Origin of the sequence: Pseudoalteromonas arctica A 37-1-2 (assembly GCF_000238395.3) — a bacterium.
Classification (GTDB): domain Bacteria; phylum Pseudomonadota; class Gammaproteobacteria; order Enterobacterales; family Alteromonadaceae; genus Pseudoalteromonas; species Pseudoalteromonas arctica.
Genome location: NZ_CP011025.1, coordinates 458,002 through 475,437 on the forward strand (window position 1 = coordinate 458,002; position 17,436 = coordinate 475,437).

The 17,436-nt window shown below is 39.8% G+C and carries 16 protein-coding genes; all 16 read left to right on the forward strand.

Annotated features, from left to right (window positions below; translation table 11 throughout):
- The 16 genes from PARC_RS02030 to PARC_RS02105 all read left to right on the forward strand — a co-directional run bounded on the left by PARC_RS02030 (nucleotide 1) and on the right by PARC_RS02105 (nucleotide 17,436).
- Nucleotides 1-903, forward strand: coding sequence for an ExeA family protein (locus PARC_RS02030; RefSeq protein WP_007586321.1), 903 nt, complete (start codon nucleotides 1-3; stop codon nucleotides 901-903).
- Nucleotides 900-2,042 (forward strand): tetratricopeptide repeat protein, encoded by a 1,143-nt coding sequence (locus tag PARC_RS02035; RefSeq protein ID WP_010553776.1) that lies wholly within the window; start codon nucleotides 900-902, stop codon nucleotides 2,040-2,042. The genes PARC_RS02030 and PARC_RS02035 overlap by 4 nt, the downstream gene beginning before the upstream one ends.
- Entirely contained in the window at nucleotides 2,039-3,766 is a 1,728-nt protein-coding gene (locus PARC_RS02040; RefSeq protein WP_010553775.1) for a GspE/PulE family protein, read from the forward strand. Before PARC_RS02035 ends, PARC_RS02040 begins: the two co-directional genes overlap by 4 nt.
- On the forward strand, nucleotides 3,753-4,973 hold the full coding sequence (locus tag PARC_RS02045) for a type II secretion system F family protein (RefSeq protein WP_010553774.1): 1,221 nt from the start codon (nucleotides 3,753-3,755) through the stop codon (nucleotides 4,971-4,973). The genes PARC_RS02040 and PARC_RS02045 overlap by 14 nt, the downstream gene beginning before the upstream one ends.
- A gap of 1 nt (nucleotide 4,974) precedes the next feature.
- The gene (locus PARC_RS02050; RefSeq protein WP_010553773.1) at nucleotides 4,975-5,562 is read left to right on the forward strand and encodes a pilus assembly FimT family protein; all 588 of its coding nucleotides are present in this window, start codon (nucleotides 4,975-4,977) and stop codon (nucleotides 5,560-5,562) included.
- Nucleotides 5,563-5,580: 18 nt separating this feature from the next.
- Nucleotides 5,581-6,108 (forward strand): prepilin-type N-terminal cleavage/methylation domain-containing protein, encoded by a 528-nt coding sequence (locus PARC_RS02055; RefSeq protein ID WP_010553772.1) that lies wholly within the window; start codon nucleotides 5,581-5,583, stop codon nucleotides 6,106-6,108.
- 10 nt (nucleotides 6,109-6,118) lie between these two features.
- A complete protein-coding gene (locus PARC_RS02060) occupies nucleotides 6,119-6,610 on the forward strand; it encodes a type II secretion system protein (protein ID WP_010553771.1) in 492 nt (163 codons plus the stop codon).
- Nucleotides 6,597-7,148: a type II secretion system protein gene (locus tag PARC_RS02065; protein ID WP_010553770.1), complete on the forward strand. Its 552-nt coding sequence runs from the start codon at nucleotides 6,597-6,599 to the stop codon at nucleotides 7,146-7,148. Before PARC_RS02060 ends, PARC_RS02065 begins: the two co-directional genes overlap by 14 nt.
- Nucleotides 7,148-7,987: a PulJ/GspJ family protein gene (locus PARC_RS02070; protein ID WP_010553769.1), complete on the forward strand. Its 840-nt coding sequence runs from the start codon at nucleotides 7,148-7,150 to the stop codon at nucleotides 7,985-7,987. The genes PARC_RS02065 and PARC_RS02070 overlap by 1 nt, the downstream gene beginning before the upstream one ends.
- Nucleotides 7,977-8,468, forward strand: a complete 492-nt coding sequence (locus PARC_RS02075; protein WP_007586332.1) for a hypothetical protein — start codon at nucleotides 7,977-7,979, stop codon at nucleotides 8,466-8,468. Before PARC_RS02070 ends, PARC_RS02075 begins: the two co-directional genes overlap by 11 nt.
- Nucleotides 8,465-12,205 carry an H-type lectin domain-containing protein gene (locus tag PARC_RS02080; protein ID WP_033013025.1) on the forward strand — a complete coding sequence of 1,247 codons (3,741 nt, stop codon included), beginning with the start codon at nucleotides 8,465-8,467 and terminating at the stop codon, nucleotides 12,203-12,205. The genes PARC_RS02075 and PARC_RS02080 overlap by 4 nt, the downstream gene beginning before the upstream one ends.
- 121 nt (nucleotides 12,206-12,326) lie before the next feature.
- A complete protein-coding gene (locus PARC_RS02085; RefSeq protein ID WP_007586336.1) occupies nucleotides 12,327-14,375 on the forward strand; it encodes an SUMF1/EgtB/PvdO family nonheme iron enzyme in 2,049 nt (682 codons plus the stop codon).
- Between the two features lie 134 nt (nucleotides 14,376-14,509).
- Complete coding sequence (locus PARC_RS02090; RefSeq protein ID WP_007586338.1) at nucleotides 14,510-15,553, forward strand: rod shape-determining protein; 1,044 nt, start codon at nucleotides 14,510-14,512, stop codon at nucleotides 15,551-15,553.
- The gene (gene mreC / locus PARC_RS02095) at nucleotides 15,553-16,395 is read left to right on the forward strand and encodes a rod shape-determining protein MreC (RefSeq protein ID WP_010553767.1); all 843 of its coding nucleotides are present in this window, start codon (nucleotides 15,553-15,555) and stop codon (nucleotides 16,393-16,395) included. The genes PARC_RS02090 and mreC overlap by 1 nt, the downstream gene beginning before the upstream one ends.
- Nucleotides 16,388-16,867: a rod shape-determining protein MreD gene (mreD, locus tag PARC_RS02100; protein ID WP_007586341.1), complete on the forward strand. Its 480-nt coding sequence runs from the start codon at nucleotides 16,388-16,390 to the stop codon at nucleotides 16,865-16,867. The genes mreC and mreD overlap by 8 nt, the downstream gene beginning before the upstream one ends.
- Nucleotides 16,867-17,436 (forward strand): Maf family protein, encoded by a 570-nt coding sequence (locus PARC_RS02105; protein ID WP_010553766.1) that lies wholly within the window; start codon nucleotides 16,867-16,869, stop codon nucleotides 17,434-17,436. The genes mreD and PARC_RS02105 overlap by 1 nt, the downstream gene beginning before the upstream one ends.

The following is a 17,436-nucleotide window of genomic DNA, read 5'->3' on the forward strand; positions in this document are numbered from 1 at the left end:
ATGTATTTAAGCTTTTTTAATTTAAGTGAAATGCCTTTCACGTTAACCCCTAACACACAATTTTTTTGTGCACTTGAGCCGCACCACGAAGCGATGCAAGTGCTAACAACAGCCATTGAAATGGGTGAGGGGTTTATTAAAGTCACCGGTGAAGTTGGGACAGGTAAAACGTTGCTTTGTAGGAAGCTATTAAACCAACTTGAGCCAGATTACATTGTGGCTTATTTACCTAACTCTTATTTAAGCCCTGAAGAGCTTAGATGGGCGATTGCAATTGAGCTGGGTATGGATGTAGATAAAGCATTGGACCAACAAGCACTAGGGCAGCTTATAAATCATCACTTACTCGACTTACAAGAAGATAATGAGCGCGTAGTGCTTTTGATAGATGAGGCGCAATGCTTGAGTTGGGAGACACTAGAGGCGCTGAGATTATTTACAAACTTAGAAACTGAAAGCGAAAAGCTGATTCAAGTTGTGTTATTTGGGCAACCTGAACTTGATGAAAAACTGGCAAACAATAAAGTAAGGCAGCTGCGCCAACGTATTAGTTTTTCTTATAAATTACGGGCGATGACTGGCGCTGAGGTTGTTTATTATATTAATCATCGCTTACAAGTTGCAGGATTTAATAGACCTCCTTTATTTAATAATAGTATGGGGCTTAAGATTGCCAGAGCAAGCCGTGGAATTCCTAGATTAGTTAATATTTTATGCCACAAAGCACTATTACAAGCTTACGGTGAAGGGTTAAATACAATAACAAATCGCCATATTCAGCTTGCCATAAAAGATACCGAAGACTGCGCAAAATATCGAACCGGTCAATATTGGAGCTACAGCGCGTTAATGTTTAGTGTTTTAGCTATTGCTGCCATATGGGTATGGAGGCAGTGGTTATGAGCGTTATAAATAATATGCTTAAAAATATTGAGCAACGTGAAGCTAAACAAGTGAATATTCAAGAAGGTATAAGCGTAAAGCCAATATATGATGTAAAAAACATTGTATTTAAAGCCGCAATTTTACTTATTATGCTAAGTGTCATTTTTTTAGCATACCTGTATTTACCGACCGCCGACAAAAAAGAAACTCAACGTGAGTCTGTGCTACCACAGCAAAAAATGGTCGCGGTTTTGAGCTCTAATTTATCTGATTCTCAAGATGAAAAAAGCACTGTAGAGCCTTTAGTTGAGCAAGAAGTTGTGAAGAAGGCTGTGCAAGTTGAGCAAATGAAACCGGAAGTGAATGATTTAGCTGAATCCAAGTTGAGTGAAGCAACATCACTGGTTTCTCAACCAACGGCTGAGCCGGTTGTAATTGCCGAGGTTAAACAAAGCCCTGCACTAGCTAAAGATAATATGTTAGTGGCTAGCAAAGTTATTGTCAGCAAGCCAAAAACTACTTCAGTGACTAAAACTAAGCCACAAAATACTATGATCAAAAGCGCGGCAGAAACTAAGTCACCACAGGCTTTATTGGTCGAGCAATTAGCAGCAGCTAAACAGGCAATACAGTTTGGCTTATACAACGAAGCTATTAGTGATTTAAACATTATTTTAGCGCAATCGCCTTTACATGTTGAGGCTCGAAATTTACTGGCTGCAACTTACTTTAAACAACAAGATATAAATTCTGCACAGCAGGTTTTGCAATCAGGTATTCGCCAAAACCCTAACGTACTTGAATGGCGTGTAATGCTAAGCAAAATACTCATTATGCAACAACAGTATGAAGGAGTATTACTGCTTTTAAGTGATGAATTTGAATCCCAGGCGAATCTTGATTTTTGGGTGCTGCAAGGTACTGCTGCGCAAAGTGCGAGTAAGCACCACAAAGCACTTGAAAGCTTTAAACATCTTACACAGCTCCAGCCTAGTCAAGCCAAGTGGTGGCTTGCACTTGCAACCTCAAAAGATGCACTAGGAGAGTACCTCGATGCTAAACAGCTTTATAAAGTAGCTCTAGATTTAGGTGGGTTAAATACCGCTATGACCCAGCATGCATTACAGCGTTTAGTTGCACTAAAGGAGGCCGTATGAGACCTAGTTTAAAAATGCGCTTAGGCGATTTACTTGTCCACGAACACATGATCACCGAAGCGCAACTAAGTGAAGCATTAAATGTTCAAGCTGCAACGGGCCGTAAATTAGGTTCGACACTTATTACACTTGAGTTTATTAGTGAGCCACAATTATTACGCTTTTTAGCGCAGCAATTACAGGTACCTTTTTTAGATATATCACAGCGAAAAATATCACACGATGTATCTAAGCTTTTATCTGAGGTATATGCGCGTCGTTACAGAGCACTAGTAATCGAAGACAATGGTGACTCTGTTTTGGTCGGGATGAGCGATCCTGCTGATTTAAGGGGCCTTGATCAACTTGCTACTATGCTTGCTCCTAAACGAATAGATTTAGCTGTTGTACAAGAAAGCCAAATCATGGCTGCGTTTGACAACGTATATCGCCGCACAGATGAAATTACCAACTTTGCAGCACAACTCCATGAAGAATATCAAGACGTAGAAGAATTTGATTTAAACTCTTTAGGTGATGAGACATCCGATGCAACCGTTGTAAAGTTACTGCAATCAATATTTGAGGACGCTGTGCAAGTTCGCGCATCTGATATTCACATTGAGCCAGATGAAGGTTTGCTTCGCATTCGTCAACGTGTAGATGGAATATTACAAGAGCACACTCTTAACCAAGTAAAAATAGCATCGGCACTAGTGCTACGTTTAAAGCTTATGTCAGGATTAGATATATCTGAAAAACGCCTCCCTCAAGATGGCCGGTTTAATATAAAAGTGCGCAGCCATAGTATTGATGTGCGCCTATCTACCATGCCGGTTCAGCATGGTGAATCAGTTGTAATGCGTTTGCTTGATCAATCTGCAGGATTATTATCGTTAGATGAAACGGGTATGCCGGCACACATATTAAAACGTGTGCGCAGCATTATAAAACGTCCACATGGCATGGTTTTAGTTACTGGGCCAACAGGCTCGGGTAAAACAACCACACTTTATGGTGCATTGAGTGAGTTAAACCAACAAGAAAGTAAAATTATTACCGTAGAGGATCCGGTTGAGTATCGTATTGGACGTATTAACCAGGTACAAATAAATAATAAAATAGGGCTAAGTTTTGCCAGTATTTTACGGACAGCTCTAAGGCAAGATCCTGACATTATAATGGTTGGCGAAATGCGTGACCAAGAAACCGTAGATATTGGATTAAGGGCCGCTTTAACAGGCCACCTATTATTATCAACGTTACATACCAATGATGCAATTACCAGCGCTATGCGCTTAATCGATATGGGTGCACCGGCTTACTTAGTGGCAAGTTCACTGCGAGCGATTATTGCTCAGCGATTAGTAAGGCGAGTATGTAATGACTGTAGAGTACCGTACTTGCCAGATCGCCAAGAAATAAGTTGGTTAAAATATTTAGGCGAAGAGATTACAGATGCTCAATTTTCTAAAGGGCAAGGTTGCACAGCATGTAATCACACTGGTTATAAAGGACGTGTAGGTATTTTTGAGTTGCTCGAAATGGATGATGCAATGATGGATGCCTTACGAGTGAACGACACACAAGGTTTTGCGAAAGCCGCTAAAAATAGCGCAAACTTTTCGCCACTCTCAGCAATGGCATTAAATTACGCTAAGAAAGGTATTACCTCTTTAGATGAAGTATTTAAAGTGGCTGAATATATCCCAGAAATAGTAGGGGATATTGATGCAACTATATAGCTATAAAGCGAAAGACAGCAAAGGTGTATTGGTAAAAGGCCAATTAGAAGCGAGTAACCAAGCTGGCGTAGCTGATAGTTTAATGAAGCGTCAATTTATACCAATATCAATTTCTTTAGTTGAAACAAAAAATAATATTAAAATTTTTGATAATTTATTTGTCGAAAAAATAACGCTAGACGACATGATTATGTTTTCTAGGCAAATGTATTCGCTACTAAAAGCGGGTATTCCAATTATACGAGCAATGATTGGATTGGCAGATACAACACAAAATAAAGAATTTAAAAATGTATTGATGGAAGTTACCAGGCAACTTGAGCAAGGCCGGGACTTATCCAGTGCAATGGCAATTCATAACGAGGTATTTAGCCGCTTAACCGTGTCAATGGTAATGGTTGGTGAAGGTTCTGGCCGATTAGAAGATGCATTTTATCAACTCGCTATTTACTTTGAAAAAGAACAGGAAACTCGCAAACGAATAAAAGCAGCTATGCGCTACCCTACTTTTGTTATTTTGGCTCTTGTAGCAGCTATGGTTATTTTAAATATTTTTGTAATTCCTACCTTTGCTAGCATGTTTGCCAAATTCGATGCCGAATTGCCGTTAATGACTCAAATATTAATTGGTACTAGCAGCTTTTTTGTTAATTACTGGTGGTTATTGTTGGTAATGGGTATTGGAGCGGTATTTGCGTGGAAGCGTTATTTAAATACAGATGCCGGGCGCTTCAAGTGGGATCAATATAAATTAAAAATTCCATTTATTGGCGATATTTTAAAACGCACATTGCTTGCGCGCTACAGCCAAAGTCTAGCTATGGTATTGCGCTCTGGCGTACCTATGACCACGGGGTTATCGCTAACAGCGCATGCCGTAGATAATAGCTATATGGAAAAAGCGATTATTACTATGCGCCAAGATATAGAAAAAGGCGATAGCTTACTTAGAGCCTCAAAAAGTTCTGAGCTGTTTTCTCAGCTTGTATTACAGATGGTCGCCGTAGGTGAAGAAACCGGTCGGGTTGATGAGTTACTTCAAGAAGCAGCTGATTATTATGAGCGTGAAGTTGATTATGACTTACGAAGCTTAACTGCAAAAATAGAACCTATTTTAACTGTGTTTGTTGCCATTATGGTGCTGATTTTAGCATTGGGTATTTTTATGCCTATGTGGAACATGATGTCGGCAATTAAAGGGAATTAAGGTGAACACAACAATAGCTTACTCAAAAGGTTTCTCATTATTTGAGTTAGTTATTGTTGTTATTTTACTGGCAGTAATTTTGAGTTTTGCTATACCTCAATATATAGGTATTAAAAATCAAGCGCATAATGCAAGCGCAGATGCTATTGCGGGTAGTTTTTCATCGGCTATTGGCATGGTTAGAGGTCAATGGGAGTTAGAAGGGAGACCAAATAGTAAGACAAATATAACATTCGTTAATTATGGAGGAGTGATAGTTGCTGTTGATGGATCGTTAGGTACACCAACGGGTGATGAAACAGAAAAAAAAGATACTCGCGCAGAGTCTATAAATGCTCATAAATGCCGCCAAGTATTAAATGTAATTTTACAAGATGCACCAAGCAGTACCTTAAGTAGTGAAATATCGATAATAAAAAGTGTAAGTTTTTTAGTTAGGTACAATGCAGAAAGTACGCAATGCGTCTATTATTTAACTCATACCATTGATATTAAAAGTATACCAACCAATACGGGTGAAATATCAGGTTTAACAGGTTTTTCATACTTTGCTAAAACAGGCAAAGTAAAAATATTTAAAACTAAGTAATTAAAAAGAGGCTTATTTATGAAAACGCAATCGTTAAAAAGTTTACCAATGAATAAACAAGCAGGTTTTACACTTGTTGAATTGATCATCGTAATTGTTATTTTAGGCATTTTAGCCGTTACCGCAGCCCCTCGTTTTTTAAACTTGCAAGGTGATGCAAATGCTTCAACACTCGAAGGCTTACAAGGCTCTATTCGCAGCGGTATGAATATCGTAAACGGCAAGTCTATTATTGCTAGTGATCACAAAAAGGCAACGGCTACAGTTACTGTAGATACTGGTGTACCAGTACCTACTGTTTATGGTTACCCAGCAGCAACACTTGCTGCATTTGAAGCATTTTTAGATGTTAGCTTTGCTCCATCTACAGCACCAGACACAGATGACTTTAATATTGATGCGACAACAACAGGAACAGTTATTATATACCCTAATAGTTACATTGCTGATGATGAGTGCAGAATTGAATACATACAAGCAACTGCAACTACAGGGCCTGTTGTAGTAACGGCTCCTACAATTAATATTTTTACTGATGAATGTTAATTAATATTAAATGATAAGCAGTAGTAAGCAACGATTGCGTGGCTTCACACTCATTGAGTTAATTATTACTCTAGTGATATTGGGAATACTGTCGGTAACGGCAGTTCCCAAATTTCTGGGCAGCTCAACAGAAGATGCATACTCATATCGAGACCGTACTTTAAATGCACTTAGAACAGTGCAGTTACGTGCAATGCAAAATACAGCGACAACAAGTTGCCATACTCTTTATATAACCTCCACACTTATTGCTCCCCCCACACCTGATACATGTATCGGTGGCGCTGATACCAACAACACCGATCATTTAGTGGTACAAATAAACACGCAAAGAAGTGATATAACATTTAGCGCTTTAGATAGTAACGCAAATATATTTACCCAAATTAGTTTTGATCCTTTAGGTAAATCAAATCAAACCTGCACTTCGCAGTGTCGAATAGATGTTGGATTAGCTGGCGTATGCATAAGTGGTGAAGGGCTTATATATGCGTGCCCTTAAAGTAAAAGGTTTTACTCTAATTGAGCTTATTATTGGCATAGTGATGTTTGCTATTGCATTAAGCATTATTACCGCTTTAATTGCCCCGCAAGCAAAAAAAAGTGCAGAGCCAATTATTGCTTTAAGAGCCTCTGAATTTGGTCAATCACTAATGAACGAAATTCAAAGTAAATCGTTTGATGAGCACAGCGATAGAAGCGCACCTTTTAGACGTTGCGGCGAAACAACCTTGGGTGCTGAGCCTTGTACCGCAGAGGGCAATTTAGGCGTCGATAACTTAGGGGCAGGCCTAGAAACCCGAACCAGTTATAACGATGTAGATGACTATATTGCACTGTCTAACCAGCCTATCACTAATAGCTTAGGTGAGGTGTTAAGCGAGTACAGCGACTTTAATTTAGTTGTTACTGTTGAGTACGATAGCGACTTTAACGAATTGACCATCAACGATGGCACAACCTTTAAGCGTATTACTATTGAAGTAACATCACCCTTAGGCGAAGTTTACGGATTTAGTGCATATAAAGGGAATTACTAATGCAAAGAGCTAAATACCAAAATGCATTTACCCTTATAGAACTATTACTTGTCATGGTTATTATTGGTATTTTAGCCGTAAGTGCATTTTCATTTATTGGTGCTGGGGTCAGTATTTACTCACAAGGGGTTAAACGCCAAGAAGCAGTAGCCCAGGCCCGTTTTTTAATAACGCGACTTAGTAAAGAATTGCGCCACGCTACGCCAAATTCATTAAGGCTTTCTTGTGATAATAATACTAGCGGGGCCTGTAGTGCTCAGCAGTGTTTAGAATTTACGCCGTTTTTATCGGCCACTCACTATACAAATTACCTACCTACCGTAGCGCCTTTTAATGTTAGCGCTGTTGATTTTGAACTTAATAATTTAACGCAGCCGCAAGCTGGAGATTGGGCAACTATTTACCCATTAAGCAGTGCTGATATATACGATGAAAACAATAATAAGCGCTTGCAAGTATCAGCATTTAATAGTTCAGCGAGCGAAATTGATGAGTGGCAATTTAGCAAAGCATTTACCCAAGAGTCGCCGAGTAAACGCCTTTATTTACTTTCAGAACCTGTAAGTTTTTGCGTTGAAGGGCAGTATTTATATAGATATACCAATTACGGTTTTACTGTTAATCAATTAGATGCCGTGAGCTTACAAATAAGCAGTGGTGTTAAACGTGATTTATTAGGTATTTACATTGCCAATAATTTAGCGAGCGATTTATTTTTTACTCTTGATGCGCTCTCCCTACAAAGAAACGCTGTGCTTAATGTGAATGCGCAAATGCAATTTAACGATACTGAAGTAATGAACTTTAACCATGAGGTACATATTCCTAATGTACCTTAAAAAAAATCCTCACGGAAAAGCCTTACCCAGTAAACAAAAAGGGAACTTAATAATTGTTTCTTTAGTAATTATTGTTGCTTTATTAGCACTAGGATTAGCATTAGTTAAAGTGCTTTCTGGTGCATCTCAACAAAATACGATTGAGTATTATGGGGCTCGCGCTTTTATGGCAGCACAAAGCGGCCTAGAAAGTGGTTTAACGCAACTATTTCCAACAAATAGCTCAGTTCAAAGCTGTACATCAGTTACTACTGATTTAACCTTCCAAACTGCATATTTAGCTAACTGTAAAGTAGTGGTGAGTTGCGATGAATATATAGACTTACCTGATAGCAGTACAACCAACGGGCTTGTGAATATATATTACTTACAAAGCAGTGCAACGTGCGCCGCAATTGATTGCCCTGCAGGGAGTAGCTGCAGAAAAGATTATTGGCAAACACAAAGAACGCTCAGTGTGGAGGCTAAAACTTTACCATGATGAAAAACGCATTGGTCATTATATTTTTTAGCTGCGTGTTACTTTGTAATTACGCAAATGCAGTGCCTCCAAAAATCGAGGGCCGTTATATAGAACTGCAAGATACATATACATCGCCTGTTTGGACAAAAGTTAATTTTCAACAGCAATATATAACGCCTCCTGCTGTTTTTATGCTCTCAACAAACCAAGGCGGAAACCCTGCAATAATAAGAATACGTAATATAACCACAACTAGCTTTGAGGCCTTACCGCTTGAACCTTCAGGAGAGGATGGTGGACATATTAGTATGGGGGCGCACTATTTAGCTGTTGAGTATGGTGTGCATCAATTTCCAGACGGCACAATTATGGAAGTAGGTAATACTGATCTATTGCTCGAATTACAGTATGGCTCTAAGTCTGGTTTTGCTCCACTAACACCTAAAGGCTATAAGCCTTTAACATTTGCTGAACCGTTTACTCAAAGGCCAAACTTTTTTCATTCGTTACAAACACTCAATAGCATAGACAGCAATCCACCAACGCAAGCATTAATACCATTTTTAACAGTTGCAGTTGAAAGTAATTCTCTATCTGCCAGCGGCGTTAATATTGCTTTAGAAGCATCTGAAACAGCACTTGGGCTTATAAAAACCGAAACTGTTGCTTATATGGCCGTAGAGCCAGGAAGTAACCGCACATTTTCTGACGATAATGGCGTTGAGGTATCGTGGGAAACTTTTTTCACAGGCTTTGAAGTTGACGGTTGGAGCAATGGCTGTAATTACTTTAGTTTTACTAATAATTTTAGTGTGGCTCCGTTAGTTGTAGCAAGTAAAAACTCACGCCAAGAAGATGATGGCGGGTGGCTACGCAGCTGTAACCTAAGGACCGACAGGTTAGGGCTAGTTGTTGACGAAGATCGTGATGGCGATAACGAGCGCCGTCACGTAAACGAGGAAGCATCAATACTCGCCATGACCAGTACCTTTGTATTTAATGGTGATATTTTAGATTGTGATACGTTATTCCCGGGCGCTATTTCTACTTATAACAATGGTGAAGTGCAGCTGGTGCAGGGAGTAGAAATAACCGATGGTAATGCGCAGTTTGTCACCACCACAAGTTTAATTTCTACAGCGCTGACGAGCCCTCCATTGTGTAATGGTCAGGCGTGTGTTGCTGGTGGTTATAACTCTTTAGAACCGAATCAAGCGGCGCAGGTGCCAACGGTTACAAATGATGGTAGCTCAACAGGACCCGTACCTACTTCTTTAGCTGGCGACTATTATTACGATGAGTTGCAGTTAAGTATGCTGGAAACAGAGTACAGAGTAACAGCGCCTACACGTATTTTTTTAAAAGACACAACCTCACTTCTATCAACTTCATTTTTGAATATAGGTAAAACCAATATAGTAGTAGAAACTGGCGCGTACTTGGCTATTTATGTGGATGGTGCGGTTGCTATTGCAGCCGATGCAAATATTGCGGGCTATATTGTTGCAACTGGTGAGGTAAGAATCGCTCAAAATGTAACGTATCAGGGATCAATTACATCGGCTACTCAAATTATTACCGAAGGGAGCTCAACGTTTGACGCTCTACCAGTACCCGAAAGTATCCCTGGTTTTTGTGGTATTTATACACCAGAAACACTGGATCATTATCGTTTAACAATAAGCGATAACAAAGGTCTAACGTGTGAAGCTAAAGAAATGACACTAACAGCCTGCGCTAATGATGCCTGCGATTTATTATTTGCGGAACCCTCTAGTTTAAACCTTTCTCCAGATAATAGTGGTCAGCAAAGTTGGGTTACGGGGGAGAATATTAATTTTACAGGATCAGCGGTTGTCGAATTTGCTAAACGCACCACAGGCAGTGTTACATTTGGATATAACACTGCGGATCCTTCTGCACCTCTTCGTTGTTATATCGGTGGTAATAATGTTGGTTTGAGTGGCTGTAAAGTTACGTTTTCTGATGCTGGATTTATTTTTAATAATGATACTGATGGAAATACTACAATTCCAACTCAGTTATCAGCAAAGCCTTCAAATACTGGATTTAATGCAAAAGCGCTATTTATTCAAGCGGTAAAAACAAATACCACTACGGGCGTATGCGAAGCTGCATTTCCCGCTGGTGGCGATGTAAGCTTAGATTTATCGTATAAATGCAGTGCTGGTGCAAGTTGCTCTGATACAGTTTCACTTAGTAATAACAATAATACCTTTGCGGTAGAGCAAGCCTCTAAATCATTCATACTTAACTTTGATAGTGAGTCTAAAGCCCCGATTGTTATAAATTACCCCGATGCAGGAAAGTTGAGTTTAAATGTAAATACCAATTTAATTTTAGACCCACTAACTAATTTATCAGTAAATCTAACAGGTAGTTCAAATGAATATGTTGTAAAGCCATTCGGATTAGCGATGGAAGTTGCAAGTGATGGTTATGCAGCAGACGCTGATGGGAGTTTATTTAGACTAACGGGCGAAGTATTTGATTTGAAAATGAATGCGGTGCAGTGGCAAACAGGGCAAGACACTAACAACGATGGTTTCCCAGACAACTACAGCAATATTACAAATAACATCATTGCCAAGCATTTTATTACAGAGCAACCACTTGTAGAGGCATTACTTAAAGCGCCTACGCCAGGCATTCAAGGTACGCTTGAAGCGATGAGCACTGTTGCCTTTAGTGACACAGGTAGTTTGAGTGAATCTATATCGCAATATAATTACGACCAAGTTGGCATCATTGATTTAACAGCAGGCCTTCAAGATGCCGATTATTTTGGTGCGGGAGATGTAAAAGGTGAGCTATATAACGTTGGTCGTTTTGCACCTTCGCAGTTTCAGGTAGTGGGGGTTCAAGCTGCCGCGCAATGCACGCAATACGGCAGTAATTTAACTTACCTTGATCAACCTTTTGAACTTGGCTTTACAGTACAAGTACAAAATCAAAATGGTGAGCTAATGGCTAATTATAAAGCGGGCTTTGATAAATCAAGTGTAGACGTTAATGCCGAAAATAATGAAGTAGGTAACTATGTACCTGCAACTAATTTTACTAGCCGCTTAGTAAACCTAGGAAATAACAACTGGGGAGATACAAGCGATGGTCAATGGCAAATGAGCCAACTCAACACGACACTTAAAAGATTAGGTGTAGGGCAAGCAGACGGACCGTTCGCTATGGTGAGCTTAATGGCAACGCTTTCTAACATAGAAGGAGCAACACTCATTGATGCAAATGATAAACCTAATACACAAACAGCATGCTCGGGTGGTTGTAATAGCGTACGACTAAATGCATTACCGATAGAGTTTAGGTTTGGACGTTTAGTCCTTGGCAATAACGCAGGCTCCGATCTCGACCCTTTACTTATTCCTATGCAGGCTCAGTATTACAACGGCAGTGGATTTGTAAATAACGCTGAAGATAACTGTAGTGTATTTGATCATACCCAAATCACTCAAATATCACCTAGCAGCCCACAATTAACCTATAAATATGGGACTGGTGTATCTGGCCAGCTAGAAGCGGGAGTGTATCCTGCAAACAATGGTATTTATGCACAGCCAAATGGTTTGGGTGAATTTACCTTAGAATATAATACTTATGATTGGTTAAAGTGGGATTGGCAGGGCGATGGAACACAGCTTGATCCTCGTACTATTTTACAATTTGGACGCTTTAGAGGAAATGATCGGGTTATTTACTGGCGTGAAACACGCGAATAGTTGTAAACTAATATAATAATTGAACAAAGCTTGTGTTTTGTGCTGCAAGTACATAGCATAAGGCTTTAATTATAAAAAATAATAACGACCAAATAATTGCCGCTTTTTGGGACTGGAATATATGCGAATTACTCCTTTATCTCTGTTAATTTCAGCTAGTTTGTTAGCTAGTAGTGCATTTGCACAAGACACAGCTACAGTGACTGGAATTGACTCAGAGATTAGTGTTAAACAGACAGAATACGATAACTCGACAAGAATACTTGAAAAACATCTTAAAGAAGAAAGTCAGTTACAAAATCAATTAGAGCTACTTCGTTCTCGTTCTACAGAGCTAGATAAAGAAAAAAACCAAGCGCTCGATGCGATGAACGAAATGTACCGTCGTTTAATTGACGATCCCACTATTAATATTAGTGCGGCTCAATCACGCTATCAAAAAGCGGTGATTGATCATAAGCAAAATAAAGATGACATTTCTATGCAGTTGGCGGCAATTGCATCCCACCGTAAAGATATAGAACAAATTCGTGTTGCTAAGCATACGCTTTTAAATACATTAGAAAGTTTAAAAGAGCAGTTAACTACAGCCCGCGTAGAGCGTTTACGTAACGAGTTTACACGTGAAGGTACGCTTGAGGTTAACCACACTATTAACTGTAAGCGAACAGAAACGCTAGCAGCATGTGAGCAACGCGGTCAGCAAATGGGTCTACAAAAAGCAACTAAACGCTTTGTTGATCAAATTTTTGCAAATCTAACAGAAGAGCGCATTGTTGAGCCAAAACGTAATTTGGCGGGCGCTCAAGTACAAATATTAAGTAGCCATGTAGTTAACAGTGCATTTAGCGGTCAAGGTAATTACAACGTTAACTTAAGTGTAACTATGCGCGGCGAAGTTAATAGCAGCCGTTTATGTAGCTTATTAAGCATAGATAACCGCTATTGTTCTGAGTACGGCACGCCACTTACGGCTGCTTATCAACCAGCGTATAACAATACATTTACCGATAGTCAGTTAACATTCAGTAATAGCGCGGATAATAGCAACACAGTGTCGGTTTCTCGTTTAAATGAGCAGCCAGTACGTGATTATTCAGTTAAACCTGCATCGGTGAAAAAAGATTACCCTTCTATCCTTAATAAGAAGAAGGATCAATCGGTAGAGCTGACATTACGATCAAACGTATACGACGATGAAGTGTTTATCGATGGTGTAAGCTTTGGCTCAACACGCTTGATTACACGTTTACCGCCGGGCATTCATAACATTGAAATACGTAAACTTGGTTATAAACCTTATCAAGCACGTGTTGATTTGAATAAAGCGCAAACAATTAATGCAAATTTAGTAAAAAAGCCTAAGTCGATTGCTGCACCGACCTATACTCGAGAGCAACCAGAAGTAACAACACGCCAGGTTAGTGAAAACGTTAATGTATTAAATGCAAACGTTGAAACGCCGGTTGTCGTTATTCCTGCAGGCAAATTTAAAATGGGCGATATTAACGGCAATGGTTTAGCTAATGAACGTCCAGTAATTGAAAAAGTAATAGCAAATTCTTTCGCTATGCAAAGTAAAGAAGTAACCGTGGGTGCCTACGAAAAGTTTGTAGCAAATACAGGTTATAAAACTCAAGCGGAAAAAAATAAAGGGTGTGCGTATTATTTAAATGGCGAACCAGTATGGGAAGCAAATTTAAATTGGCGTAATCCTGGTTTTGAGCAAGGCAGTGACTTTCCTGCTGTATGTTTAACTTATAACGATGCAAAAGCTTACGCTGAGTGGTTATCTGGTCAAACAGGACAGCAATTTCGTTTACCTAACGAAGTTGAGTGGGAATACGCAGCACGCGCAGGAACTGAAACAGAATACCCTTGGGGTAACGAAATTGGTAAAAACCTAGCTAACTGTGGTTGGTGTGGTAGTGAATGGTCAAACAGACGTGCATCACCAGTAGGTTCTTTTTCTCCAAATGCATTTGGATTATACGATACCGTAGGCAATGTATGGGAATGGACCGATAAAGAATCAGGTGAGTCTGATGTAGCAGTAAGAGGCGGAGCGTGGAACTTTGCACCAAGCCTTGCTCGTGCATCTACGCGTTTAATTTTAGCGCCTGATTTTAGATCTAACTACATTGGTTTTCGCTTAGTTCGCGAACGATAAAACTCAATTAAGGAAGCTTTGCTTCCTTTTTTCACAAATTCACAAAGGCGCTGCGCTTTATATTGCTCATATAGTTGAGCATGTTAAAGTGAGGCAGCTAATATAAGAACGTATTTCAAAGGTCATCCAGCCTCATGTTTAAAAAACTCCGTGGTATTTTTTCTAACGATCTATCGATCGACTTGGGTACAGCCAATACCCTAATTTATGTAAAAGACGAAGGCATTGTATTAAATGAACCTTCTGTTGTTGCTATCCGCCAAGAGCGTGCTGGTGGACCTAAAAGTGTTGCATCTGTAGGTACAGAAGCAAAGCTTATGTTAGGTCGTACACCGGGTAATATAAAAGCGATTCGTCCAATGAAAGACGGTGTTATTGCTGACTTTTTTGTAACAGAAAAAATGTTACAACACTTCATTAAACAAGTGCATAACAATAACTTTATGCGTCCAAGTCCGCGTGTACTAATTTGTGTACCGTGTGGTGCTACTCAAGTAGAAAAACGTGCAATACGTGAATCTGCAATGGGTGCAGGTGCTCGTGAAGTTTACTTAATTGAAGAACCAATGGCAGCAGCTATTGGCGCAGGCTTACCAGTATCAGAAGCAACAGGCTCTATGGTTGTTGATATTGGTGGTGGTACAACTGAAGTTGCTATTATTTCACTTAACGGCGTTGTTTACTCATCATCTGTTCGTATTGGTGGTGATAAGTTTGACGAAGCTATTATTAATTATGTACGCCGTAACTTTGGTAGCTTAATTGGTGAAGCGACAGCTGAAAATATTAAGCATCAAATTGGCTCTGCGTTTAAAACTGATGAACCAATCGAAATTGAAGTACGTGGCCGTAACCTTGCAGAAGGTGTCCCGCGTTCGTTCACACTTAACTCACACGAGATCCTAGAAGCCCTACAAGAGCCATTGATGGGTATTGTGAGTGCAGTAATGGTTGCTCTTGAGCAATCACCACCAGAGCTTGCATCAGATATTTCTGCGCACGGCATGGTACTTACTGGCGGTGGCGCATTGCTAAAAGATTTAGACCGTTTATTAATGGAAGAAACGGGCATCCCGGTTGTTGTAGCCGATGACCCACTTACATGTGTTGCACGTGGTGGTGGTAAGGCACTTGAAATGATAGATGTTCATGGTGGTGACGTTTTTAGTTACGACTAATGAAATTAATGTTTGGACGCACAGTCTCTTTGCAACTGCGACTTTTTGTCGCAGTGCTTTTGAGTATCGTACTCATTGTTGGAGACAGATATACGCAAGGTGGTACCGTTGTTCGTACCAGCCTCAATACCTTAGTTAGCCCACTAATTTATGTTGCTAATTTACCCTACGAATTATTTAGCTTAAGTGCTAAAAGCCTGCATACGCGAGAGCAACTTCTTACTGAAAACGAAGCGCTGAAAAAAAAGCAAATGCTACAAAGCGAGCAACTTCAGCAGTATCAATTTCTAGCCAGAGAAAATCAAAAACTACGCGCCTTATTAGGCTCATCTGCAAAACAATCAAATCGTAAAATTATTGCTCAAGTACTTTCTGTGCATTCAAACCCGTATAGCCATCAAGTTGTTATAAATCGTGGTACCACCGATGGACTTAGTGAAAGCCAAGCCGTAATTGATGAGATGGGTGTAGTGGGGCAATTAACTAAAGTAGGGTCAACTACGTCACGCGTATTACTCATGACCGACACTACGCATGCCACACCTGTGCGTATACTGCGTAACGATGTACGAACGGTTGTTGAGGGCATAGGTAAAATTAACGTCGTTAAGCTCTCTCACGTTCCGCACAGCTTAGATGTGCGAATTGGCGATGTACTTGTTACATCAGGATTAGGTGGCACATTCCCTGAGGGATACCCGGTGGCTGTAGTAACCGAAATAAACCGTGATGAAGGCCGCCCGTTTGCACAAGTTTTTGCAGAACCTATTGCGCAATTAGATCGCATTCGTTTGCTGGTTATTTTATGGCGTAATCAACAGGAGCAAATCAGCGATGATTAACCGTTATTCATTGTTAATTGCGCTAAGCATCTTTTTTGCGTTAATAATGGCATTAATGCCGCTCCCTTTTTCGTTTGAACCATTTAGACCTGACTGGGTTTTACTTGTACTTATGTATTGGTCGTTGGCAGTACCGCATCGTTTAAATATTGGTACTGCTTGGGTTGTTGGTTTATTAATAGATTTAGCATCTGGCTCACCGCTAGGTGTGAACTCGCTTACATTTTCAATATGTATATTTGTAACCGCGAGCAACTTTCAAAAAATTCGTAACTTTTCGCTTTGGCAACAAAGCTTATTAATTGGTTTGTTTTTAACGCTGTATCATTTAATGCAGTTTTGGCTAAATCACTTTTTGTTAGGGGTTTACTTTAATCCACAGTATTTATGGCCAGTAGCAACCGGAATGGTTAGTTGGTTTTGGGTGTTCTTACTACTTCGTAAATATCGCAGACATTTTAGGATCAGGTAATGACTACCGCAGTATATTTGGCATCAGCCTCTCCCCGTCGTAAAGAGTTATTAAGCCAATTAGGTGTCGAATTTACACAATTTAGTGTTGATGCAGATGAAAGTCCACTTCCAAACGAGCAACCTAGAGCACTTGTTGAGCGTTTAGCTCGCTTGAAAGCCCAAAGCGGTGTAGAGCTTGGATATACCGATCGCCCTGTACTTGGTAGTGATACCGTGGTTGTTATCGATAACGAATCACTGGGTAAACCTCGTGATAAAAACGATTTTATACACACATTAAAACGTTTATCAGGTAACACACATCAAGTACTTACCGCAGTAGCATTTGCGACGCAAAATGATGTGCTTAGCTGTGTTGTAAGCACAGATGTCACCTTTAAAACTTTAACTGATGAAGAAATAAATACCTACTGGGATTCTGATGAGCCACAAGATAAAGCCGGTGGCTACGGTATCCAAGGTTTAGGCGGCCGCTTTGTAACTCACATTGCGGGTAGCTATTTTTCTGTTGTAGGCTTACCTTTATATGAAACCGAACAATTATTAAAAACATTCTTAAGAAGGTAA

Excerpts from the sequence above, each read along its gene's own strand:
- PARC_RS02035 (WP_010553776.1), top strand. The coding sequence starts at position 900 with ATGAGCGTTATAAATAATATGCTTAAAAATATTGAGCAACGTGAAGCT.
- PARC_RS02040 (WP_010553775.1), top strand. The coding sequence starts at position 2,039 with ATGAGACCTAGTTTAAAAATGCGCTTAGGCGATTTACTTGTCCACGAA.
- PARC_RS02030 (WP_007586321.1), top strand. The coding sequence starts at position 1 with ATGTATTTAAGCTTTTTTAATTTAAGTGAAATGCCTTTCACGTTAACC.
- mreC (WP_010553767.1), top strand. The coding sequence starts at position 15,553 with ATGAAATTAATGTTTGGACGCACAGTCTCTTTGCAACTGCGACTTTTT.
- PARC_RS02060 (WP_010553771.1), top strand. The coding sequence starts at position 6,119 with ATGATAAGCAGTAGTAAGCAACGATTGCGTGGCTTCACACTCATTGAG.
- mreD (WP_007586341.1), top strand. The coding sequence starts at position 16,388 with ATGATTAACCGTTATTCATTGTTAATTGCGCTAAGCATCTTTTTTGCG.
- PARC_RS02105 (WP_010553766.1), top strand. The coding sequence starts at position 16,867 with ATGACTACCGCAGTATATTTGGCATCAGCCTCTCCCCGTCGTAAAGAG.
- PARC_RS02080 (WP_033013025.1), top strand. The coding sequence starts at position 8,465 with ATGATGAAAAACGCATTGGTCATTATATTTTTTAGCTGCGTGTTACTT.
- PARC_RS02070 (WP_010553769.1), top strand. The coding sequence starts at position 7,148 with ATGCAAAGAGCTAAATACCAAAATGCATTTACCCTTATAGAACTATTA.
- PARC_RS02065 (WP_010553770.1), top strand. The coding sequence starts at position 6,597 with ATGCGTGCCCTTAAAGTAAAAGGTTTTACTCTAATTGAGCTTATTATT.
- PARC_RS02055 (WP_010553772.1), top strand. The coding sequence starts at position 5,581 with ATGAAAACGCAATCGTTAAAAAGTTTACCAATGAATAAACAAGCAGGT.
- PARC_RS02090 (WP_007586338.1), top strand. The coding sequence starts at position 14,510 with ATGTTTAAAAAACTCCGTGGTATTTTTTCTAACGATCTATCGATCGAC.
- PARC_RS02075 (WP_007586332.1), top strand. The coding sequence starts at position 7,977 with ATGTACCTTAAAAAAAATCCTCACGGAAAAGCCTTACCCAGTAAACAA.
- PARC_RS02085 (WP_007586336.1), top strand. The coding sequence starts at position 12,327 with ATGCGAATTACTCCTTTATCTCTGTTAATTTCAGCTAGTTTGTTAGCT.
- PARC_RS02045 (WP_010553774.1), top strand. The coding sequence starts at position 3,753 with ATGCAACTATATAGCTATAAAGCGAAAGACAGCAAAGGTGTATTGGTA.